This window comes from Candidatus Amarolinea dominans (assembly GCA_016719785.1).
GTDB lineage: Bacteria > Chloroflexota > Anaerolineae > SSC4 > Amarolineaceae > Amarolinea > Amarolinea dominans.
In genome coordinates, this window is the sequence record JADJYJ010000017.1 from 227,677 (window position 1) to 250,133 (window position 22,457).

23 protein-coding genes are annotated in these 22,457 nt (G+C 62.9%); 9 read left to right on the plus strand and 14 right to left on the minus strand.

The features are described from left to right. The first annotated feature begins 38 nt into the window (after window positions 1-38). The 6 genes from IPM84_17790 to IPM84_17815 all read left to right on the plus strand — a co-directional run bounded on the left by IPM84_17790 (window position 39) and on the right by IPM84_17815 (window position 7,427). On the plus strand, window positions 39-425 hold the full coding sequence (locus IPM84_17790) for a hypothetical protein (protein ID MBK9094580.1): 387 nt from the start codon (window positions 39-41) through the stop codon (window positions 423-425). Further along, complete coding sequence (locus IPM84_17795) at window positions 422-4,522, plus strand: Eco57I restriction-modification methylase domain-containing protein (GenBank protein ID MBK9094581.1); 4,101 nt, start codon at window positions 422-424, stop codon at window positions 4,520-4,522. The genes IPM84_17790 and IPM84_17795 overlap by 4 nt, the downstream gene beginning before the upstream one ends. 252 nt (window positions 4,523-4,774) lie before the next feature. Then, window positions 4,775-4,996 (plus strand): hypothetical protein, encoded by a 222-nt coding sequence (locus IPM84_17800; protein ID MBK9094582.1) that lies wholly within the window; start codon window positions 4,775-4,777, stop codon window positions 4,994-4,996. Window positions 4,997-5,013: 17 nt separating this feature from the next. After that, a complete protein-coding gene (locus IPM84_17805) occupies window positions 5,014-5,400 on the plus strand; it encodes a PIN domain-containing protein (GenBank protein ID MBK9094583.1) in 387 nt (128 codons plus the stop codon). A 238-nt stretch (window positions 5,401-5,638) separates the two neighbouring features. Further along, complete coding sequence (locus tag IPM84_17810; protein MBK9094584.1) at window positions 5,639-7,312, plus strand: restriction endonuclease; 1,674 nt, start codon at window positions 5,639-5,641, stop codon at window positions 7,310-7,312. Then, a complete protein-coding gene (locus IPM84_17815) occupies window positions 7,287-7,427 on the plus strand; it encodes a hypothetical protein (GenBank protein ID MBK9094585.1) in 141 nt (46 codons plus the stop codon). Before IPM84_17810 ends, IPM84_17815 begins: the two co-directional genes overlap by 26 nt. Window positions 7,428-7,577: 150 nt before the next feature. Here IPM84_17815 and IPM84_17820 read toward each other — a convergent pair whose 3' ends face one another. From IPM84_17820 to IPM84_17830, 3 genes are all read right to left on the minus strand, one after another. After that, the gene (locus tag IPM84_17820; protein ID MBK9094586.1) at window positions 7,578-7,979 is read right to left on the minus strand and encodes a hypothetical protein; all 402 of its coding nucleotides are present in this window, start codon (window positions 7,977-7,979) and stop codon (window positions 7,578-7,580) included. A 203-nt stretch (window positions 7,980-8,182) separates the two neighbouring features. After that, complete coding sequence (locus IPM84_17825; protein ID MBK9094587.1) at window positions 8,183-8,998, minus strand: class I SAM-dependent methyltransferase; 816 nt, start codon at window positions 8,996-8,998, stop codon at window positions 8,183-8,185. Beyond that, the gene (locus tag IPM84_17830) at window positions 8,998-9,405 is read right to left on the minus strand and encodes a sulfurtransferase (protein MBK9094588.1); all 408 of its coding nucleotides are present in this window, start codon (window positions 9,403-9,405) and stop codon (window positions 8,998-9,000) included. The genes IPM84_17825 and IPM84_17830 overlap by 1 nt, the downstream gene beginning before the upstream one ends. A 200-nt stretch (window positions 9,406-9,605) precedes the next feature. Here IPM84_17830 and IPM84_17835 point away from each other — a divergent pair, with 200 nt between their 5' ends. Both IPM84_17835 and IPM84_17840 read left to right on the plus strand, forming a co-directional pair. Continuing rightward, on the plus strand, window positions 9,606-11,546 hold the full coding sequence (locus IPM84_17835) for an XRE family transcriptional regulator (protein MBK9094589.1): 1,941 nt from the start codon (window positions 9,606-9,608) through the stop codon (window positions 11,544-11,546). 63 nt (window positions 11,547-11,609) lie between these two features. After that, window positions 11,610-12,536, plus strand: a complete 927-nt coding sequence (locus IPM84_17840) for a tetratricopeptide repeat protein (protein ID MBK9094590.1) — start codon at window positions 11,610-11,612, stop codon at window positions 12,534-12,536. A 191-nt stretch (window positions 12,537-12,727) separates the two neighbouring features. Here the strand turns inward: IPM84_17840 and IPM84_17845 are convergent, their stop codons facing one another. The 8 genes from IPM84_17845 to IPM84_17880 all read right to left on the minus strand — a co-directional run bounded on the left by IPM84_17845 (window position 12,728) and on the right by IPM84_17880 (window position 19,608). Further along, window positions 12,728-13,645 (minus strand): hypothetical protein, encoded by a 918-nt coding sequence (locus tag IPM84_17845; GenBank protein MBK9094591.1) that lies wholly within the window; start codon window positions 13,643-13,645, stop codon window positions 12,728-12,730. Further along, window positions 13,629-15,083, minus strand: coding sequence for an NACHT domain-containing protein (locus tag IPM84_17850; protein ID MBK9094592.1), 1,455 nt, complete (start codon window positions 15,081-15,083; stop codon window positions 13,629-13,631). The genes IPM84_17845 and IPM84_17850 overlap by 17 nt, the downstream gene beginning before the upstream one ends. A 231-nt stretch (window positions 15,084-15,314) precedes the next feature. Then, complete coding sequence (locus IPM84_17855) at window positions 15,315-16,037, minus strand: trypsin-like peptidase domain-containing protein (protein ID MBK9094593.1); 723 nt, start codon at window positions 16,035-16,037, stop codon at window positions 15,315-15,317. Next, window positions 16,030-16,221 (minus strand): hypothetical protein, encoded by a 192-nt coding sequence (locus IPM84_17860; GenBank protein MBK9094594.1) that lies wholly within the window; start codon window positions 16,219-16,221, stop codon window positions 16,030-16,032. The genes IPM84_17855 and IPM84_17860 overlap by 8 nt, the downstream gene beginning before the upstream one ends. 411 nt (window positions 16,222-16,632) lie before the next feature. Further along, on the minus strand, window positions 16,633-17,028 hold the full coding sequence (locus tag IPM84_17865) for a hypothetical protein (GenBank protein ID MBK9094595.1): 396 nt from the start codon (window positions 17,026-17,028) through the stop codon (window positions 16,633-16,635). Window positions 17,029-17,067: 39 nt separating this feature from the next. After that, entirely contained in the window at window positions 17,068-17,472 is a 405-nt protein-coding gene (locus tag IPM84_17870; GenBank protein MBK9094596.1) for an SUMF1/EgtB/PvdO family nonheme iron enzyme, read from the minus strand. Window positions 17,473-17,493: 21 nt separating this feature from the next. Further along, window positions 17,494-19,335, minus strand: coding sequence for an ATP-binding protein (locus IPM84_17875; protein ID MBK9094597.1), 1,842 nt, complete (start codon window positions 19,333-19,335; stop codon window positions 17,494-17,496). Between the two features lie 69 nt (window positions 19,336-19,404). Next, entirely contained in the window at window positions 19,405-19,608 is a 204-nt protein-coding gene (locus IPM84_17880) for a hypothetical protein (GenBank protein MBK9094598.1), read from the minus strand. Here IPM84_17880 and IPM84_17885 point away from each other — a divergent pair. Then, window positions 19,607-19,870: a hypothetical protein gene (locus IPM84_17885; protein ID MBK9094599.1), complete on the plus strand. Its 264-nt coding sequence runs from the start codon at window positions 19,607-19,609 to the stop codon at window positions 19,868-19,870. The two genes, IPM84_17880 and IPM84_17885, sit on opposite strands and share 2 nt — an antisense overlap. 76 nt (window positions 19,871-19,946) lie before the next feature. Here IPM84_17885 and IPM84_17890 read toward each other — a convergent pair whose 3' ends face one another. Genes IPM84_17890 through IPM84_17900 form a run of 3 tightly spaced genes read right to left on the minus strand, consistent with a single transcriptional unit; the run spans window position 19,947 to window position 22,190 of the window. After that, a complete protein-coding gene (locus IPM84_17890) occupies window positions 19,947-21,095 on the minus strand; it encodes a PD40 domain-containing protein (protein ID MBK9094600.1) in 1,149 nt (382 codons plus the stop codon). Then, window positions 20,977-21,486 (minus strand): PD40 domain-containing protein, encoded by a 510-nt coding sequence (locus IPM84_17895; GenBank protein MBK9094601.1) that lies wholly within the window; start codon window positions 21,484-21,486, stop codon window positions 20,977-20,979. Before IPM84_17895 ends, IPM84_17890 begins: the two co-directional genes overlap by 119 nt. Then, entirely contained in the window at window positions 21,408-22,190 is a 783-nt protein-coding gene (locus IPM84_17900; GenBank protein MBK9094602.1) for a WD40 repeat domain-containing protein, read from the minus strand. Before IPM84_17900 ends, IPM84_17895 begins: the two co-directional genes overlap by 79 nt. Between the last annotated feature and the right edge of the window lie 267 nt (window positions 22,191-22,457).

Sequence of the window (22,457 nt, forward strand, 5' to 3'; positions counted from 1 at the left end):
TCCGCGGCGACCAGGGCGCTCACAGTGGAGGTGGAACCATGATTCAGGAAGTTCGCATCAGCCATTTCAAACGCTTCGAGGCGGATGAGGTCATTGCTTACATCATTGCGATGGGTGGGGCCGGTGAACTGGGGGAAGCCAAGCGACATTTTTCGGCGTTAGGCATAGCCTTTCCTACCCTGCACGGGCTGTGTCTCCTCGATCGCGATCGCAGCGCCGGGCCGGAAGCCCAGGATTTCCCCAGCGGCCTGCGTCTGCTGCGCTGGAACCGCTACGAGATCGAGAATTACCTGATCGCGCGCGCCATGCGCCCCGACGAAGTTCACCCGGAAATCATCGAGAAGCTCGATGAAATCGCGGGGATGCTGCCGCCGCCCGCAGCGACAGAGCATCCAATCGAAAATAACGACGACGATGCCTCATGACCAACGCACCTGCACCCGGCGGCCTGCCCAGGCTGCCGGCCGCCAAGTCGCTTTTCTCGCAGCACTACCTGCAGGCGCGCCTGCCGGAGCACGCGGAATGGGCCGCTGATCCGCGCCCGGTTTTCGAGACCGTGGCCGGCCTGTGGGAGCGGGCGCGCACGCTCGGCGCAAGCTGGAACGAGGCGCAGACCGAGCAGGAGTTCGTCAAACCGGTGCTGGACGCCCTGGGCTGGAGCTACATCGTGCAGGCCAAGGCGCAGCGCCGGGGCGGCAGTCTGACGCGTCCCGATTACGCGCTCTTTGCCAGCCAGGCCGCGGCCGATGAAGCCTACCCGCACCAACGCGCCGATGACGCCTTCTACGGTCGCGCAACGGCCATCGCCGAGGCCAAGTACTGGGGCCGGCCGCTGAGCGCCACCGATGCCAGCGGCCGCAGCACCTGGAAGGCCGAAAGCAACCCCAGTCATCAGATGGTGAGCTACCTGGTGGGCACGCGCTGCCCGTGGGGCATCCTCACCAATGGTCGCACCTGGCGCCTGTACAGCCGTGAAGTCAGCAGCACGGCCAGCGAGTTCTACGAAGTTGACCTCGGACTGATCTTCGATAGCCTGCTCCCCCTCGCCTCGCGGGAGAGGGGATCGGGGGGTGAGGTCGGCGGCCCCACTCCCGAGCAACTTGCCGACTTCCAACGCTGGTGGCTCTTTTTCCGTCGCGACGCGTTTGTGCCGGACAGTCACGGCCGTTCCTTCGTCCAGCGTGTGCATGAAGGCTCGAACACGTACGCCCGCCGCGTCAGCGACAAGCTGAAGGAGCTGGTCTTCGATGAGGTGATGCCGGAAATTGCGGCCGGGTTCGTGGCTTACCGGCAGGAGCAGCTGGGCATCCGTGAGGAAACCGGCGAGAGTCTGCAGCAGATCTATGCCGCGGGACTGAGCCTGCTCTACAAGCTCCTGTTCGTGCTCTATGCCGAGGCGCGTGATCTGCTGCCGATGCGCAACGCCGGCTATCGCGAGCAAAGCCTGACCAACCTGGCGGCCTGGGCGGCCGAACGGATTGACCGCCGCCTGCCGCTCAGCGATGCCACTTTCGCCACCCCGCGCTACGAAGCGCTGCTCGCCCTCTTCCGCCGCATTGACCGCGGCGATCCCAGCCTGGGCATCCCGCGCTACGACGGCGGGCTGTTCAGTGCGGCTACGCCCGAAAATCGTTTCCTGGAACGCCACAAGTTGAGCGATCGGGCGGTGGCGCGTGCGGTGGACATCATGGTGCGCGACGCGGGCGAACCGGTGGATTACACCTTCATCAGCGTGCGCAACCTGGGCACGATCTACGAGGGGCTGCTGGAGAACCGGCTGGTCCTCGCCTCACCCCCCGGCCCCCTCTCGCCGCAGGAGATGGGGCCGGGCGGTGAGGTCGCCCTCGTCAATGACAAGGGCGAGCGCAAGCTCTCCGGCTCCTACTACACCCCTGACTTCATCGTGGAGTACATCGTGAGCCAGACCCTCGATCCGATCCTGGACGAGCGGTCCCTGCGCTTCAGCGCGGCCCTGGGCCGCATTGCCGATCTGCGCAAGAAACTGCACCAGGCGCTGGACAAGACGACCAATCAGCGGCTGCAGGCGCAGCTGGCGAGCGCCGAACGGGACGCGCTCGAGGCCTTCCTGGGGATCAAGGTTTGCGATCCGGCGATGGGCAGCGGCCATTTCCTGGTCAACGCCGTGGATCATCTGACCGACGGCATCATCCGGCGCATGCAGGTCTACCACGACACTCATCCCATCGTGCCGTGGGACTGGAACCCTGTGCAGCGACTGATCGAACGGGTGCGCCGTGAGATCGAAGCGGAGATGGCGCGCCAGGGCATTGCGGTGGATGCGGCCCGGCTGGACGACACCGCGCTGCTGACCCGCCTGGTGATGAAGCGCTGCATCTACGGCGTGGACCTCAACCCGCTGGCGGTGGAGCTGGCAAAGCTGAGCCTGTGGCTGCACACCTTCACGGTGGGCGCGCCGCTCAGTTTCCTGGATCATCACCTGCGCTGGGGCAATTCGGTGCTTGGCGCGGACGTGCGCACGGTGGAACGCGCCATGCGGGTGACAGACGCCGGCCAGTTGACGCTGTTCCAGGGGCCGTTCGCCGGCCTGCTCGATCTGACCGCGGTGATGATCGAAGTGGCCGGGCGGGCCGACTCCACGCTGGCCGATGTGCAGCAGAGCGCCGAAGCCTACGCTGCGTTCCAGCGTCAGCTCCTGCCCTACAAACAGGCGCTCGACCTGTGGGTGAGCCAGTGGTTCGACGACGAGAGACCCTCGAAGTCTCGTCGTCCTGCCGGGCCGGCCGCGTTCGAGTTCATGACCATGCACAGCGGCGACGTGCTGCCCGCGCTGGCCGGGGAGATCGCCGTGGACGAGCGCTACCAGGGGGCCATCGCCCGCGCCCGCGGCCAGTGGGAGCAGCAGCGCTTCTTCCACTGGGATTTGGAGTTCCCCGAAGTCTTCATTGACCTGGCCGGCCGCGACTGGGCCGCGGACGGCGGCTTCGACGCCATGCTTGGCAACCCGCCCTATGTGCGGCAGGAGCAGGTGAGCGCGGCCAAGCGCTACCTGGCCGCAGCCCACGCGCCGGTGTACGATGCAGCGGCCGACCTGTACGTTTACTTTTATCACCGAGGCTGTGAGATGCTGCGTCGCGGCGGTCGACTGGCGTTCATCGTCAACAACAAGTGGTTGCGCGCCGGTTACGGCGAGCCGCTGCGGCGCTACCTTGCCGAACAGACCGTGGTGGAGCGAATCGTGGACTTCGGCCACGCGCCGATCTTCCCCGACGCCGACACCTTCCCGTGCATCGCGGTGCTGCGCAAGCCGGCCGCCGAACCGGCCGCCCCTGCCGAGACCGAGGTGTGCGCGTTCCCGCGCGAGGAGTTAGGCCACAGCGACCTGACGACCTACGTGGAAGCCCACAGCCATCGCGTGCCGGCCGGCCGTTTCAGCGCGGCGCCGTGGAGTCTGGAACCGCCGGATGTGAACGCGCTGATGACGAAAATTCGGCGTGCTGGTGTACCGCTTCTTGATTTTATCGGCGGTAAACCCTATCGAGGCATTTTGACCGGCCTCAATGAGGTCTTCTCGATTGACACGCCAACGCGCGACCGGCTTGTGACTGCTGATCCGAGCGCTGCAGATGTGATCGTGCCCTATCTGCGCGGGCAGGACATCAAACGTTGGCATCCTGAGTGGGCCAGCCTGTGGATGATCCTGCTCAAGTCGAGCGAGAATTTCGACTGGCCCTGGAGTAAGTCAGGCGAATCGGCAGAGGCCATCTTTGCTCACGCATTTCCTTCTTTGCACGCTTACTTGAAACCACACGAAGGGGCACTGCGCAAGCGGCAGGACCAAGGGCGCTTCTGGTGGGAGTTGCGGTCGTGCGACTACTACTCAGTGTTTAGGCATCCCAAGATTATCCACACCGATATTGCCTGGCGTGCGCAGTTTGCGTACTCTGACAAACCGGTTTTCTTGGTCAACACAGCGTATGTTTGGCCGACCAATGACCTTTATCTGTTGGCAGTCGTCAATTCGCCCCTGATGTGGGCCTACATGTGGCGTAATGCTATGCACGGCAAGGACGAAGTTCTCCGCCTGATCTACTCCTTCACCGAGTCATTACCTATCGCGCAGCCCGATGACTCGATGCGTTCTGAGATTGAACCGGCAGTTCAGCGGCTTATCACGCTGACGCAGCAAAATCAGGTCGTCGTTGATGAGGTGTTGGTTTGGCTGGCGGCCGAGTTTGGCGTAACCACGCCGGGCCAGGCGTTGGGAGCGTTCGGCAACCTGGACGAAGGGGCGTTTATCCAGCAGGTGCGCGCTCGCCGTCCGAAGGGGGAGGCGCGACTCAGCCCTGCGGACGTGGGTGAACTGGCACGCGTCTACCGGCAGTACGCGCTGCCGCTGCGCGCTGGGGTCGCCGAGAGCGCGCGACTCGAAGGCCGGCTGGCGGAACTGGTGAACGCGGCTTATGGCCTGACGCCAGACGAAGTTGCGCTGCTCTGGCGCACCGCTCCGCCGCGGATGCCCGTCTCACAGCCGATGGACTGAGAGAAGGATGACTGGCTTCCCGCCGCGCCGCACACGAACAGCGCACGGCCGAGATCATCCGGCTGGAAACGCAGCTCAACGCGCGGGTCTATGGCCTGTTCGACCTGGGCGCAGCGGAGATCGAACTGATCGAGGCGAGCACGAAGTACCGGTATGGGGAAGTGTAGTATCGTTGGACAATGAACCGTCACGACGCTATAATAGGCGCGTCATTGGTTCGCTGGAGGAGAGTTTTAGACCGAGGTAACACCTATGCTCGATCAAGCCAGCCTGAATAGCCTGCTGCGTAGAGTGGATGTGTTGGGCCGTGAAGTTGAGCAGTTGCGGCGCGAATTGTTGCGCGGGGTAGCGTCTCAACCAACTGCGCCCCTGCGCAAGCCGTCACTCTTCGGCAGCGTGCGCGCCGGGGATATCACCGATGAAATGATCGAGGAGGCGCAGCGCGACCTCTTTCGATCATTGGATGACCTATGAACGCGGGAGATGTCTCCATGCTCTTCGTTTTGGATACGCACGTCCTCATCTGGTACTTCACCGGCAATCAGCGTTTATCAGATACCCTACGTGACAAGATAGATCAGGTGCGCCAGCAGGGAGGACGCCTGTTGGTTCCCACGATTGTCCTGGCTGAGGCGCTCAATATCGCAACAAAAGGGCGCTTGGTCTTTGATTTCCCGCGGCTCTATCAACTCGTACGCGATGAACCTGAGTTCGAGATTGTGGAGTTTGGGGTTGAGGTTTTCGACGAGACGCTGCGCGTCAAGGAGATTTCCGAGATCCATGACCGCATCATTGTCGCAACGGCCAGATTCTTCCGAGCCAGCTTGCTCACCAAAGATGGGATGATCCGCTCGTCGGGTCAGATCAACACGCCGTAGTTTCCCTTACAGGCGCCGGACTTCCCTCTGACCAGGCCACCCGCATCAGGATCTTCGACGGAGGAGCATGTCATGCAGAAGCTGTCCATCGGCGTGCAGGCGTTCGAAGTCATGCGAACGCAGGGATTCATCTACAAAAGTACCATCCTGACTTGGCAAAGTGACCGATTCTGTGCTAGACTTTAGGGCAATTGCCTTATAAGGCAATTGCCCTAAACGCTGTTCAGGAGTGATGCCCATGACGCCATCTTTTTATCCGCCACACCTCAGAGCCTTGTTCACCGACCGCGAGCGTGAGCTTGGTCTGCTCGAGCAGGCTACGCTCAGCCTGAAGGAGGGGCGACCACGCCACCTGGCGTTGTTCGGCCTGCGCCGCATTGGCAAGACGCTCCTGCTCATGGAACACCTGACGCGATGGCTGGAGCAGGCGCCGGCCGGCAGCGTGCGGCCGGTCTACGTGGATATGGAAGAATTGGTGACGTCCCCGGAACTGTTCAGCCGGCGCTACGTCGGCCTGGTGACATTCTGGGCTTTGACCGGCGGGCAGGGTGACCGCGAGAGTTTTCTGACGCCGGCCGGCTTGCTTGGCGGACCGGCCGCGGGCCTACGCTGCGTCGCCCAAACCCTGGCAACCCTCGATAGCGCGCGTGACGACCCGGCGTTGCAAGTCAGCGCGGCGCTCGATTTCCCCGAGAAGTTGGCCGTCGAACTGGACTGCTACCTCCTCTTGCTGTTGGACGAGTTTACCGAATTAGCCGTGCTCGGCAATTACCCTGCTGTGCGCCGGCCGGTGCAGCTCTTTCGGGCTGCGCTGCAGCGCCAGGGCCGCCTGGGATACGTTGTGGCGGCCTCCGCCATCAACGCCATGCAGCACCTGGTTCAGGACGGCCAGTCACCGCTTTTCTTGCAGTTCGAATCAGTGGAGGTGGCGCGCTTTCCGCTCGATGCGACCCTGGCCCTCGTCGAGCGCATCCTGGGCGCGACCCCGGCGGCCGGCGCCGGCCGACGTCTGCATGAGTTGACAGGCGGTCATCCGTTCTACATCTATGCCGTGACCTCGCGCATGAGGGACCTGGCCCAAACGGCCAGTACATTGACCGCCGCAGATGCTGAACGCGCCTTCCTCCTGGAAACGCTGACACGCGACGGTCGCATCTACAACTACTGCCGCTATCTCTACGACATCTCTCTCAGCCGCGCGCGCGGCTATGGCATTCTAAAAGCCATTCTGCAGACGCTGGCCGAGGAGGAAGGGCTGACGCTGAGCGAGATTGCCCGCCGGATCCGCAAGGGCGCCCCTGGCACGCGCAGTTACTTGCGCGCATTGCAGGAAGTGGACTTGTTGATCGAAGAGGGGGGCGAGTATTTCTATCGTGATCCTGTGTTACGTTACTGGGTGGCGGTCATGACGCGCGGGATCGAAGTAGACCTGTTTGCCAGCCGGACAATTCTGGCGCCGCTCCTGGCCGACCTGGAAGCACAGCACGCCCGGCTTTCATCCGAGTTGGGGCGCGCACGCGAGAGCCAGCTGCGTGAAACGATGCGCGCCTTTGCGGGGCAAGAGATGGATGGTGTTTGGTTCGGGATCAATGGCCGCCTGGCGCTACCGATCTTCACCCGCGTCGCGCCCTACCGGTCTGCCGACGGCCAGGTGGAAGTGGACGCTCTGGCTGAAACCGAAAGCGGCGACCGCTGGGCAGTCGAACTCAAGTGGCAGAGCAAGGTCGTCGGTGAGAAGGAATTGATCGCGCTGGCAGCCAAAGCCCGGACGCTGAACGCACAACCCTGGTGCGTCAGCCGCAGTGGTTTCACGCCGGCCGCGCGAGCCTACGCTGAGGCTCATGACATTCTCATCTCCACTCGCGCCGATCTGGAGAAGATCGAGCGTGCAGTTCGACACCCATCTGACTGAACGTAGCCGCCGCGCTCACAATCTCACGCTCGGCGATGTCCAGGGCGACGCCGGCGTCCGCAGCATGCGCCAGGCGTTTCTCGATCATCAGCACACCTCGATGTCACCGGGTTGACAAGAATCAGCGTCATGGTATTTTGGAGATAGAAACTCAAATGGGACAAAGTGATAGCTACGTTCGCTCAGCCGCCCGATCGGTTGCCGGCGGGTGAATTCCGCAGCTGACCCAAAGGCTGCGCGCTTGAGGAATGTGGGCCATGGTGGGTCACGAAAGCAGAGATATCAAATCATCCGGCATGGCATTGCGTTGTCTCAACAGGTAAATGGCCTTCGCCTTGCGCAGAGTGAGCAGATCTTCCTGTTCTACCAGGCGTGTGGCCTCGCGGCGCTCGGCCTCGGTCAGTTCCCGTTGCTCCTGAAGACCCAGAAGTTCTCGCAATCGCAGCATCTCTTTTGGCGCTGTTGTTGAGATCGCGATCTGCGTCAACTGTGCAGTATTCATGGACTCCAGGCCCGTTAGCCCCGCGTCCTGTGCTGATCCTGTGCGCTCGACCGGCGGCCGAATCCACTCAACTACCACCTGCTCAATCGGGCGTTTCGTTGCCCTGGCGATCCGGATAGCCTTCTGGTAGATACGCTGTGGCAATTCTAATGTTACCAATGTCATGGTGCAATCTCTCCGACAGGTCTTTTCTACCTGGTCTGAACGTGCTGTGTTGTCCCTGATAGAGAGATTGTACTACGATCAATTCCTGATTGCAAACAACACAGAAGTTGAGCTCAATGATGCCTTGTCAAATCGTGCGAAGACGGGGCGATTCACAGTTTAGGCGGGTGATCTGGCGCTGAACCAGCCGCGCCCGCTCCGCCTCAACCGCCGGCCGGCTGGCTGGCCCGCGCCAGCACCGCTTCGATCGGATAATCGAGACCCGCTGCGCTGCAATAGGGCTTGAGCAGCTCATCGGCATCGGCGCAGAGGGCAGCGTACACGGGCGCTTCGACAACGTCGTTTTTCAGAGCGCCAACGCCGCGCACCAACGCTTGCGGCGAGGCAAAATGGACATTGCCCACTTCGGTTTGCGCTTCGATCTCGGCGAAGCCCGCCTCTTCCAACAGTGTCCGCACCTGAACAGGGTCGCTGAGTGAGTGCATGGCTGTCCAGTTATTGGCTTGCTCCGCGCCCAGGCGCCGCACCCAGATTTGCGTCACTGCCACCTGCCCAGGGCATCGCTCGCGCGCCCCCCACGTCATCAGCGCCAGACGGCCCCCCGGCGCCAGCACCCGGCGCATCTCGCGCAGCGCGGCCACCTGATCCGGGAAGAACATCAGCCCCAGTTGGCAGGTCACCGCATCGAAGCTGCCGTCCGCGTAGGGCAGGCTGTCCACCGACCCCTCGCGCCACTCGATGATCGCGCCGCCCGCCGGCCCATCCACATTGCGAGCCACGGCCAGCGCCTCCGGGCTGATGTCCAGACCCACCACCTGCCCGGTCGGGCCGGCGATCCGGGCGGCCTGATGGGTCACTGCGCCGGTGCCGCAGGCCACGTCCAGCAGCCGCTGACCGGGGTGGAGCGCGGCCAGGGCCAGGATGCGCTCCGCCCAGGGCGCAATCATGGATGGCACAAAGCAGGCATGGTAGATTTCGGCCCAGTTGCCGCTGATGCCCCAAACGTTCGCTGCGGTCATCAGCTCGCCCCGTTCTTGACCACCGGCAGCCCGGCTTCGATCCACGCCTGCACGCCGCCCTCCAGAATCTGCACGTTCGTGAAGCCCATGTCGTGCAGCAGCTTACCGCCAATCGCGCCCAGGGGCCCCAGGATGCAGGTGGTGATGATGGGCCGCGAGCGGTCGGCCAGCCGGGGATCCCGCCAGCTTTCCGGCACTTCGTTGTCGGCCAGATAGGTGAGCGCACCCAACGACAGGTTGACCGCGCCGGGCACAGTGCCGGTCTGGGCGATGTCGGCCGCGTCGCGCACGTCAATGACCAGCAGGTCGGCTTCCTTCTTCTGGCGGCGCTGGAGATCCGCCGGTTTGATGGTGGGCACGACCCGGTAGGCTTCCTCGGCCATCGCGCCGAAGGTTTTTTGAGACATGACCAGACTCCTTTCATTCCTTGCATTGTTGAACTGTCGAACTACATGCTTGAAAACCGTCGAGGGTTGCCCCTAGCATAGCCGATGTCGGGTTGCCTTTTCTGCCGTTTCTTGCCAAATTCGTTTTTCATTCGGTTGCAAGTTGTGCTATACTTGCGCACACAAAAGCTACGATCCATTGCTGCGAAAGGAGGGTTGGCATGGATATCTCCCACATTCCGCTCACTGTTTCGACCAGCCTCGGAGAGCTGCTCAGGTTCCTCCGTCGCCGCGCCCGGCTTTCCCAGCGCGAGTTGTCCATTGCAGTCGGCTACAGCGAGTCCCACATCAGCCGCATCGAAAACAACGAACGCCCCGTTGACCGCGCCAGTCTGTTGGCGCTCTTCGTGCCCGCCATGGAAATCGAGAACGAGCCGGAGACCATCGCCCGCCTCCTGGCGCTGTGCGAGCAGGCGCAGCCGCTGCCCGCGAGCAGCTCGCCTGCGCCCGTTCCGTCACGACCGGGCGCCGAACCGCAACCGGTCCCTCCCAATCGCCTCCCCGTTCAGCTCACCTCCTTCATCGGACGCGCCGAGGAATTGGTCGAACTGCGGGAACTGCTGGCCGAGGACCAGACCCGGCTGCTCACCCTGGCCGGCGCGGGCGGCTGCGGCAAGACCCGGCTGGCCCTGCGCGTGGGGGAAGGGATGGCCCACGCGTACAGCCACGGCGTCTGGCTGGTGGAACTGGCCGCGCTGACCGACCCCCGCCTGCTGGTCAGAGAAGTGGCCTCGACCTTCGATCTGCAGGAAAACGCCGAACGCCCGCTGCTGGCAGCCCTGACCGACTTCTTGCGCCCCCGCCAGGCGCTGCTCATCCTGGACAATTGCGAACACCTGGTGGATGTGGCCGCGCGCCTGGCCGCCGCTCTCCTGCAGGCGTGTCCCGATCTGCGCATTCTGGCCACCAGCCGCGAAAACCTGGCCGTCCCCGGCGAAATCGTCTATCCGGTCCAACCCCTCGCCCTGCCGCCGGCCCTGCTGGGCGGGCGCCCCGGCCGGGCTGACGTGGAAGGCTACGACGCCATCCGCCTCTTCGTGGAGCGGGCCAGGGCGGTGCTGCGCGGCTTTGCCCTCAGCGACCAGAACGCGCCGGCCGTCGCGCGCATCTGCCAGCGGCTGGACGGCATCCCCCTGGGTATCGAACTGGCCGCGGCCTGGCTGCCCCTGCTTTCACCGGAGGAAATCGCGGCCCGGCTGGAACGCAATCTCGATCTGCCTGCGGGAGGACGGCGAACCCTCCTGCCCCGCCACCAAACCCTGACCGCGGCCATTGCGTGGAGCTACCATCTGCTCGCTGGCGAGGAGCAGGCGCTGCTGCGCCGTCTTTCCATCTTTGGCGGCGACTGGTCGCTGGAAGCTGCGGAAGAGATCGCCGGGGAATTGCCGCCCCTGGCCCAGGCGGATGTGCTGGGGCTGCTGCGACGACTGATCAACAAATCCCTGGTGACGGTGGAGCGCTCCGCCGAAGGCGGGACCCGCTACCGTTTCCTGGAAGCGATCCGGGAATTTGCCCGGCAGCGGTTGGCGGAGAGCGGCGAAGAGGCGGCGCTGGCTGACCGCCATCTGGCCTGGTTTGTGACCCTGGCCGAAAGGGCCGAACCGCGGCTGAAGTCGGCGCAGCAGCTCTTCTGGCTGGCGGTTCTGGATCAGGAGCAGGAAAACCTGCGGGCCGCGCTCTCGCACAGCCTTACCCAGGGCAGCGTCGAGGAGGGGCTGCGGCTGGTGGGCGCGCTGGGCCACTTCTGGGAGATGCGTCACCATCTGGTCGAAGGCGGCCGCTGGGGCGCAGGACTGCTTGACGCAGCGCAGGGGCGCAGCGAGTTGATCCACAGCCCGTGGCGGGCGAAAGCGCTTTTTACCGCAGGCGTGATCGCCGTCTATCAGTTCGAGGACGAACGCGCCCGCGTTCACCTGGAGGAGAGCGTGCGCATCTACCGGGAACTGGAGGACGCGGCGGGGGCCGGCGCGGCTCTCTGTTTCATTGCCATCACCCAGGATCGTTTGCAGCAGCCACAACAGGCGCTTGACACCTATCACGAAGCCATCCGCTGCTCGCAGCGGGCCGAAGACACCTGGTGGATCGCCGAGCACCTGCACTGACTGGCCCACACATTGGACGATCAGGGTGACCGTCATACAGCCACTGCCTGTTTTCAGGAGTCGGTGGCGCTCTTCCGGGAGACCGGCGACCAATGGGCGCTCACCCATCCTCTCTGCGACCTGGCTCTGCGCACCTGGGACGCCGGCCGGCTGCACGAGGCGGTTGCGCTGATTCAGGAATACCTGGCAATTTTCCGCCAACTGCGCGCGCCGAACGGTGTGTCAATGGCCCTGGGTTACCTTTCGTACATGGCGGTCAGCATGGGAGATTTCGCGACCGCGGCGCGCACGGTGCAGGAGAAGGCGGAGATCGAAGGTTCCCGCGGATTGCCCATTGGCAGAGCCTATGGCTTACATGTCGGGGCTGATCTGCACTTCGCGCAGGGCAACCTGGCCCAGGCCCGCGCCCAATGGCAGGAAGCCCTGGCCCTGGCGCGCGGGAGTCCGAACCAGGGCTTTGTGGCGGCAACCCTCTATCACTTGGGCCAGGTGGCGCTGTACACAGATCGTCTCGACGAAGCGGCCGAACGGCTGGCAGAAAGCCGGCGTCTGAGCCGCGGGACGGACCGTTGGTGGTTGGAGGCGGAGGCGCTGTTCGCCCAGGGCCAGGTGGCGGCCCGGCGCCATGAGTACATTGACGCGCTGGCCCTGATGCAGGAGAGTTTGACGCTGTATCAGGAGGTGCGCCCCAAGATTCCCGTTCGGTTGGAAGGGCTGGCCCAGGTGTGGCAGGATTTACACCGGCCAGAACGGGCCGTCACCCTGCTGGGCGCGGCCAGCCAGTTGCGCGGCGCCATGGGGTTGCCCCTTTTGCCGGTGGACAAGCCGGGTTACGAGCAGGTTCTCGCCAGCGTGCGCGCCAGCCTGACCGACGCCGCCTTTGCCGCGGCCTGGGCCGCGGGTGAGGCGCTGTCCGCCGAGGAGAGCGTGGCCGGTGCGCTGGCAGAATCACAGGGGTTGGTGGTCGTTGCGGGGACAGAATTGTACTGACATCAGTTCCTGGCTGCAAACGTCAGCAATTCCAAACGCAACCGCATTCTTCACCGCGGAGATCGCAGAGGAGTCGTATCGTTGGATCGCGCCACAACGGTCGGGCAGGTTGATTGCACAAGATCACCATGAGCAGATTCTTATAATCTGCTCATGGTGACTCTACCCCATCTCTGTCTGACGTGCAAGCGTTACGATTGATCTGAGCATCTGTCAGGCGGTCGGTTGCCTGATTTGCAAAGTATTCTTGCCAATAGGCATGGCTGGAACTGATAGCCGGCAAAGACAGAAATCAGAAAACGCAATTCAACGCAGTCATCCAGGAATTTCTGATGCTGGTCAGGCCGCGGAGCCAGTTTCAACCACCAAAGGAACAGCCGCAATACATGGTGCAGGTAGGTGTCCAAGCCGCCAAACCAAAGAAACATCAGATAGCCGATAAAAAGGCCATACAGGGTGAACGCCCAAACACTTGCAGGCGAGGCCAGGAAGCCCATCACCGATCCGATCAACGCAAAGGCGATACCAGAAATCAATCCAATCGTGGCTGCGTTCTGTGCAGCCAGTCGAATTCCTTGATTTGGGGATGAGCGGCGTTTGGGGTTGAGGACGCTTCCGCTGATCCCTGACACCACAACGGTCGCCGCACCACAAATGATTCCGACGCTAATGACAACAGTCACGGCCGTTCCCACGGGGCCCAATCCCAGCCGACTGGCAACAGTGCCTGCCCACTCAAGCGTAGGATTTCCTGAACCTGTCAGCGGCCAGTCAGTCACCGAAACGATCAGCGCGCCCACCGCGCCGATCGCCAGACCAATCCAGCCGAAACGCCTAACCCGCGTCCAATCCCATCGCAGTCGGTCTACCGACCCTGCCTTGATATCGTTCACAGGGCGACGGCGGCCGTCTTTTGGCTCTATACCAAATACGAGTCCAAAGCTCAAGCCTACCAGCACCCCGACGGCCGCTCCCTCCTTGGGCCAGGGTTCGACCTTGAGCGCGAAGAAAACCAGGAAAACCGCAAACGCTACACTCACAAAAATGGTGAATGTCGCGAGTAGAGCATGCCAGCGAGTTACAACGCGCCGATCAAGGATAGCCGTCAAAGGGCGCTCGAAGAAGGCATCGAAGGCGCCGACAACAAGGCCACCGATAATCCCGGCGAGCGTTCCTTCGTAAAAGCCGCAACAGGTCCTCCGGGGTTGAACCCAGACCAAGTCCAATAGGAATACCGCCCAAGAAACCTGCTGTCAGGCCAAAAATCAGGCGAGATAACATGATGTAAGCCCGCTGCCAAAACGCGTTGGGCAGCCAGTTGGGCTGCAGGCGTTCGAACCAAAACAGGTTGATGTGATTTTCCTTCATTCTGCAGGCCTGCCAGCTCAACCAGTTCATGGTTTGTCCCCTACTAAACATCGTTTTGGTCTGAGGAACTAGCCGCGCAAAGACTCGATCAACATATTGATCGAGCAGGTGTCGGCGACGCGCCCCGGGTGTTTCGCCAGAGAGAAGGGTCACGTCATCTACATTCAGATCTTTGTACACCTCGTAGAGCAAGTTGAGGCCAAAGGGTGTCCTGGCCAATTCGATCAGATCGGGATCAGCCGTGATGATCTGGCTCAATGCCGGCAAGTTGGCATGTCGCAGATAGTTGATGATCTCTGCCTCGGTCAGGGGCTGCAGGCGCAAGGCGGCATGCAGTCTCAAGCGTATCGGCAACTGTTCGTAAGCGGCGGTGCGGCATACGACGACAGTGACGGATGGAGAGTATTGGTCGAAAAAAGCGTTGATTTCACGCACACAGCTGCTGCGTGTGTCTGCAGGGACGCTGTCCAGGTTCTCGAAGAGAATGGCAAGGCGATTGTGCGCTGCAAGCCAACTGCGTACGGACTCACGCAACTGCACGTAGTAGAGATGGACTTGACCCACCACCCACTCAGCGAAGTTGGCGTCGCTGGGCTGCCAGTTGTTGAGATCAATCACAACCGGAATGGGCCGCCTGGGATCCTGGCGTGCTTGGCGAGCGGATGGCCCGGCAATTTGAGCCAGAACGGATGTCTTGCCTGATCCGGCTTCACCCAGAATCAGAATCTGGCCGCCAAAACGCTCGAATAACGCTATGGCGCTCTCCCCGCTGCGAAGATTGATCTCCTGATTTGATGGTCTGGGAAAATCAACGGCCTTCAGATCAATCAAGAATGGCATATCCAGGCGTGGCGCATCACCGATTTTGCCACTGTATTCATTCTTGAGCCACGTCTCCACCTGATCAAGCAGTTGCTCAAGTTCCTGCCGATCGTCATCAGTCAATAACCAGCCAGGTTCGTCACCACGAACCAGACTTATAATATCAGCACGGATGCGGTTGCGAATGACCTCGTACTCACCTCGGCTGATCGTTTCCTTCTTGCGATTCTCGTCTGCTGACTGTACGCGAAGCCGCAACTGCCCTGCAAAGCCAGTCGCGCCTTCGAAGGGTAGCAAGGAATCGAGGGCCTCGAGAAGTTCATCGTTATACAGATGAGCTACCACTGCACGTTGCACGTCTTCAGGACATGATATCTTATTTTCGCTCCATATTCACAACCTCACTGGCGCATTTGTGCATAGCCGTTTGCCTGCGCAGGGCCGACCGCAATCGGATCGCCCAGGATGTGGAATGGTTCATGGCTGGCAGAGATAATGAGTATCAATGCGGCCAGAAACCACCCGCCGCAGCGCGGATGTGCGACAACAGAATCCCTTCATTGACAAACCGTCGTTCGCCTTTGGCGTTTACCTTGAGATTGCCACACCCGCATGATGGAGCGCAATCACTTCCCAACGCTCATTACACACGGGTGCGCCGCTCGAACCCGGCAGGGTATCGGTCGTGTACTGCAGGCGATGGTCCCAAATGTTGACAACTTGGTTAGCCGTCAGACAGATCTGCTTTGGGCCGCCCTCGGGATGCTGGATGATTACGACGTGCTCATTTGGTAATGGCTCGTTTTCGGGATTCAGGCGCATGATTCCCCACTGGTCGAGCGGTGGTCTGGTTGGGTCGGATAGCAAGGCGACGAGTGTGAAGTCCAGTGCTTCGTTCGTAACAAACTGCCGATCGTCGAATTTGTAGCGATGTGATGGCAGCAGTTGACCGTTGGCGTCGTTTTGGTAGTTGAGCTCAGCGCGAGACCCCGGCAGGGCAGAAGCACTGGGCAGCACATGGTTGTTGGTGAGAACCAAACCGGGAGCAATCAAGAAGCCTGTGCCCTGGCCAGCGGGGGTGATGATACGGCACACACTGCGAGCTGCAAGCGTGCCCTGTTCCAGCCAGGCGATCTGGCGCAGGTTGTTGGCGCCAATGATTTTCTCGAGGCCGGCGTCCTCGGGCACATCGAAATCTTCGGCAAGATCGGGAGTTTGCAGGCTTGGTGGTTCTGGAAATCGGTGTAGGAGGTCGAGCAGTGAACGAATGAGTTCGTTGGTCTCGACTCGATATTCATCCCGATCAATCAAGCCATCTCTTCTCTCTCGATCCAACCGATTGAAACGAGCCGTCAGTGAAATAAGGATCTTCATGGTCAGAAGTCAAGCCATTGCCCAGGTACGCTCGCATCTCGTCCAGGGCCGCCTTGACATCACCATTGCGCACAGCGTTGGTGGCTGTTTCGATGAGGGCTTGTCGTCGTGTTGTTGGCATGGGTAACCTCCCCTGAATCTTCTCAGGCAACTCCCGATGGACTTAGCGTGTTTCCGAAAGAACAGTGGGCAGACAAACTGTAGGTAGCTGCTTGGGTAGGGTCCTCGTTCATGATCAGGATACCCACCGGCGCCCTGTTCGGTAGATTCTTTTTTTTGAGTGGACAAGTGGGATCTCCCGTCTTTCCAATGAGCCACTTCGAGATGGGACGTTTCTTGCTGGCAGTGCAAAGCAGCCGAGGCGCTGGTAGCAGAGTCGCTACATAGACTTCAACATTACCGTCAGCATGACAACTCAGGGCCGCGATGCCATTCCACCGAAACTCATAGTAATCGTAACTTGCTAGTACGATTGATTTGTCGGAAAAGCTAAGAGTCTCATCAGGGCTACAATCGCTATTTTCAACCACCATCAGCGCATTCTGCATGGCGGCCAAAACCTGCGTATCAGAAAACACTTCCCGTGTAGATCTGGTGTGGATCTCCTCGCCCCGAATACGCTTTGCACTGATTTCGGTAGTGCGCTGACGAACCAGGCCGGGGGAGGATCGGGTGGGTCGCTGATACCTCTTTCAGGGGCAAGGTTATCGAACAGATTCTCAAGTTGCTCCAGGAACACACGATCTGGCGGAACAACCTTCTGTTTACCGTTAACTTCCTCGTAGAGCACCAGCGGCCAGAGACCCGGTTCATTAAAATCGCCCGTATGGTTTGAATCCATTCCGAGAAATGTCCTCAGTTTCTGGTCAGTGCCTGCGATGGTCACGCGGATGTTCTGGTTGTACTGCAGACTAAATGGCTCACTCATAAAACCTCCTGATTGTGTTGATAGAGGGCGCGGTGACCCTCACTTGGCATGTAGCTCGGATGCACAACGAAAACCCGTTTCGACATCTTCTGAGTCGGGGTACATCGGGTAGCGGTCTGTGACACGGTCAATATGGGAATAGAAGCTGCCCCCAACAGCGGTAACGCGCATGGTACGGTCTTGACCATCCCACAGCGTTTCCGGCTCCCGGTCACTGACAGTCATGGTCAATTCTCGCGCATTACCGATCAAGTGGAAGATTCGCGCTGTGGTCGCATCAGGGCCGGCCGGACGCACAGGCCACATCTCCTGCTCTGGCTCAGGACGCAGCATGTTGATCTCCAAGTCGGGCTGAACAGAATCGTCAGACAGAATAACATCATTACCGTACGTCCGGCGCGCTGCGATTTCCCATTCTTCGGCAGAGGGGAGCCGTTTTCCCAGCCAACGGCAATAGGGAAAGCGCTAGAAAGCATTGACATTGGTGACCGGGACATCTTGCTTGGCCTGATCAGCATACAACTCATAGGGGTCTGGGGGTTCGCAATGACCTGACGATACGCATCTCTTGTACTGAGCGATGCTCACCTCATACTGGCCGATCTCGAAATCCTCCACGGGCACACTGACGTCCAACTGCTGAGCTTGATTCAAGAGGAGTCTGGACTGTACGGCGGGCCACAGCACCACACTCATCAATGTCAGCAGGACAAAAAACGCCCCAAGCTGCTCTCTTCGACGACGTGTCCGCCATCCCTGACTTGCTTGCATCAACCGATCCTCAGCCGGCCTGAGTTGTCGCATGCCGCGCAAACCATTCTCCACCCATTTCAGATCGGCTGCATCCAGGGGAGCGCCGGTCTTCCCCTCCTGCCACTCCACCGCCCGGCTCTCCAGAATCCGCCGCGCCTGCTGCCCTGGCGCCACCGACTCATCGAACCGCTTGCGCACGTGCGGCGCCAGCGTGTCATGCGTCAGGCGGCTGGCGGGCGGCTGGTCGGGCTGGTTGCGGGACGGGTCCACCAGCAGGTAGAGGTCGCGGCACTCCTGCACGAGGGCGGGCAGCACGTCCTGGCGATGGCCGTAGGTCTGCTCCAGTTCGGCCAGGGTGCGCTGCTCCGCGGTGCCGAGGGGCGTGGTGTGGTGGGCCAGCAGGTCGAGCGCCAGGCCGGAGTCCACTGCCTCGGGCAGTTTGCCGTGCAGGACACCCAACTGCCGGGCCAGGAAGTCGTCCAGCTTCAGGCCGCGGGCGCGGAACTCGTGGTACAGGTCGGCGTCGAAGGTCGGCCGCGCGTAGCTGCGCGCCCTGGCCGCGTCCCACAGGTCCGCCAGCAGGATGGCCAGCATGGGCGCCACGGGCGACTCGCGGTCGGCCAGGAGATCGTCGGCGATCTGGCCGGGCAGCAGCGGGTCGCCGATCTCCAGGCCGTACTGGGCGCGCAGGCGCTCCGTGCGCCGAGGGCCGGTGACGATCTCGACGATGCCCGACCGGTTGAGGCGCTCCAGGAAGACCTCGCCGCGGGGCAGGCCGGCCTCGGCCAGGCGCTCCTTGATCTCGGCCAGCCACTCCTTGCGGAAGCTGAGGATCAGCCTGCCGGCCGGCCGCTGGCCCGCATCGCCGAAGAGGGCCGTCGCGGCGGCGAGGAAGACGGCCATCTCGCCTGGCTGCCCCCGGTTAGGCCGGGTGAAGAGCTCCTCCACCTGGTCCAGGATCACCAGCAGCGGCCGGCCGGTTTCCGTCTCCAGCCCGCGCCAGGTCGCGGCCAGGTCAGCGTCGGGGCCGATTCCCAGCGCAGCGGCCAGGGTGCCCGCCAGGCCCAGGGCATGATCTCGCCGCGCGTAGCGCACCGCGTGGTTGGCCTCCAGCCGCGGCAGCAGCCCGGCCGCCAGCAGCGACGACTTGCCCACGCCCGACTGGCCGTAGAGCAGCACGATGGGCGCGCCATCCGGCGCCGTCACCCGGTCGTAGAGCTGCCGGATCTCGCGGCCGCGGCCGAAGAAGATGCCGGCATCCTCGCGGCGATACCAGTCGAGGTAGCGATAGGGCTTGTCGGGCAGGTCGAGCGGCGGCAGCGGCAGGTCAGACAGGAGGTCCACCGCGCCGAACCTGGCCAGGTCGTCGGCCGGCCCGCTGACGTGAATGGTCACCGGCCCCAGGATCGAGCCTTCGACATTGACGCCCGCCACGCGGCCGCCATCTCGCACCGTCTCGGCCGAGATGCCTACCTGGATATTCGTGCTCCTGGCTGCGCCCGTCTTCGGAGCGCTGCCAGGGGATTCCATGCTGGAGTTTGCTATCTCATCCATGCGTTATCCTGCTGCAGATGCCAACTTACCTCAACACAAGGCGCTCTTCCACCGTATCCCAAACCGATGTCAATTCTGTTGACCCCTCGCCGTGAAGTTTTGGCATACCGGGCGCTGCTCCATCACATCGCCGATGTACCTGTTCCATTCTTCCTGGCTCAGATCGCGGCCGGCCGTTCGGCAGGCGAGATGGAGCAGCGCCTGCAGATCGGTCGGCCAGACTCGGAGCATCCCGTCCGCAGTCAGAGAGACCATCCTGCCCAGTTCGCTCATGGACGAGCTGCGCGCCGTCGTCGCGAAGGTTTTGGATCGCGAAGTCGCGAAGGTTTTGGATCGCGAAGTCGCGAAGGTTCACGAAGGTCGCGAAGCACGAAGATCACGAAGGAATCCCGCCGCGCCGGCCATCTTCGCGTGCTTCGCGCTTCGGCCGCAGGCGCTTCGTCGTCTTCGCGGCTTCGTGTTCCAAACGCCCCCTGCCTACTCGCCGCGCAACCCCTCCAACGTGGCCGCATCGAAAATTACCGCCGGATTCTGACCCTCGCGCAGCGCCTTGACCCATTGCGTGCGCGACTGGATGAACTCTTCGCCCAGACCTTCCGCCTTCGCTCTCTTTAAGCGCGAACTCCGAAATCCTCGATTGCTCCCTGCACGTCGCCCGTCAGCGCGCGCGCCAGGCCGCGACTGCCGCGGATATTGCCGTCATCAGGCGCCAGCTTGACGGCGGTCTCGCACGCATCGAGCACCAGCGCCGCCTGGTTCCAGGTTGCGCCGTACCAGCAGAGTGCATTCCAATCCTTAGCCGAAATCTTCAGATCGGGATCGAGCGCCAACGCCTCCTCGAACTTCGCCAATGCGCCAGAGATGGCACCCTGCTCCGCCAGGACGTGGGCTTCATCAAGCAAGAGTTGGGGAACGCTCGGATGCACCGGCCACCGCTCACATGTGCGCCGATACGGCTTGTCCTGCAAGTAGCGCGCCCACTCCTCCGTGCTCAGGTTGCGCCCCGCGTAACGGCAGGCCGTCGCGATCAGATCTGCCACGCGCCAGGTCCACAGCCGGGCGGTGTTGTCCCTGGACGCCGTGGCCAGCCAGCGCCCATCCGGGCTGAAGGCCACGGACCAGACCCATCCCTCATGGCCGGCCAGGACGATGGGGGCGGCGCCGGGGTTCGTCACATCCCACAGCCGGGCGGTGGTGTCATTGGACGCCGTGGCCAGCCAGCGCCCATCCGGGCTGAAGGCCACGGACCAGAAGTAACCCGCATGGCCGGCCAGGACGATGGGGGCGGCGCCGGGGTTCGTCACATCCCACAGCCGGGCAGTGTAGTCCCTGGACGCCGTGGCCAGCCAGCGCCCATCCGGGCTGAAGGCCACGCCATAGACGTAACCCGCATGGCCAGCCAGGACGATGGAGGCGGCGCCGGGGTTCGTCACATCCCACAGCCGGGCGGTGTTGTCGTCTGAGGCGGTGGCCAGCCAGCGACCATCGGGGCTGAAGGCCACGAACTCGACGGCATCCTCATGGCCGACCAGGACGATGGGGGCGGCGCCGGGGTTCGTCACATCCCACAGCCGGGCGGTTTTGTCACTGGACGCCGTGGCCAGCCAGCGCCCATTCGGGCTGAAGGCCACGGACCAGACGTCATCCGTATGGCCGGCCAGGACGATGGGGGCGGCGCCGGGGTTCGTCACATCCCACAGCCGGGCGGTGTTGTCCCAGGACGCCGTGGCCAGCCAGCGCCCGTCCGGGCTGAAGGCCACGGACGACGATATCCGCATGGCCGGCCAGGAGGATGGGGGCGGCGCCGGGGTTCGTCACATCCCACAGCCGGGCGGTGTTGTCCCAGGACGCGGTGGCCAGCCAGCGCCCATCCGGGCTGAAGGCCACGGACACGACGGCACCCTCATGGCCGGCCAGGACGATGGGGGCGGCGCCGGGGTTCGTCACATCCCACAGCCGGGCGGTGTTGTCCCTGGACGCCGTGGCCAGCCAGCGCCCATCCGGGCTGAAGGCCACGGACGCCACGGCATCCGCATGGCCGGCCAGGACGATGGGGGCGGCGCCGGGGTTCGTCACATCCCACAGCCGGGCGGTGTTGTCCCCGGATGCGGTGGCCAGCCAGCGCCCATCCGGGCTGAAGGCCACGGACACGACGGCACCCTCATGGCCGGCCAGGACGATGGGGGGGCGCCGGGGTTCGTCACATCCCACAGCCGGGCGGTGTTGTCACTGGACGCCGTGGCCAGCCAGCGCCCATCCGGGCTGAAGGCCACGGACCAGACGTCATCCGCATGGCCGGCCAGGACGATGGGGGCGGCGCCGGGGTTCGTCACATCCCACAGCCGGGCGGTGTTGTCACTGGACGCCGTGGCCAGCCAGCGCCCATCCGGGCTGAAGGCCACGGACCAGACGGTATCCGCATGGCCGACCAGGACGATGGGGGCGGCGCCGGGGTTCGTCACATCCCACAGCCGGGCGGTGTTGTCCTCGGACGCCGTGGCCAGCCAGCGCCCATCCGGGCTGAAGGCCACGGACACGACGATATCCGCATGGCCGGCCAGGACGATGGGGGCGGCGCCGGGGTTCGTCACATCCCACAGCCGGGCGGTGTTGTCCTCGGACGCCGTGGCCAGCCAGCGCCCATCCGGGCTGAAGGCCACGGACACGACGGCTTCCTCATGGCCGGCCAGGACGATGGGGGCGGCGCCGGGGTTCGTCACATCCCACAGCCGGGCGGTGTTGTCCCCGGACGCCGTGGCCAGCCAGCGCCCATCAGGCTGAAGGCCACGGACGCCACGGCATCCGCATGGCCGGCCAGGACGATGGGGGCGACGCCGGGGTTCGTCACATCCCACAGCCGGGCGGTGTTGTCCCCGGAGGCGGTGGCCAGCCAGCGCCCATCCGGGCTGGAAGGCCACGGACACGACGGCAGACTCATGGCGGCAGCGCTATCCCGCTTGGGACGGCCCAGCACCTCGATGACGTTGGTCACGGCTGAGGCCGATGGTCTCGCTGACGACAGCGGTGCGGGTTACGAGCGTGGTGGCTTTGGGTGTGATTGGCTCGGTGATGACGACCGTCGTCGTGAAGTCACTCTGCGCGCATCCCCTCCACGGCCAGCA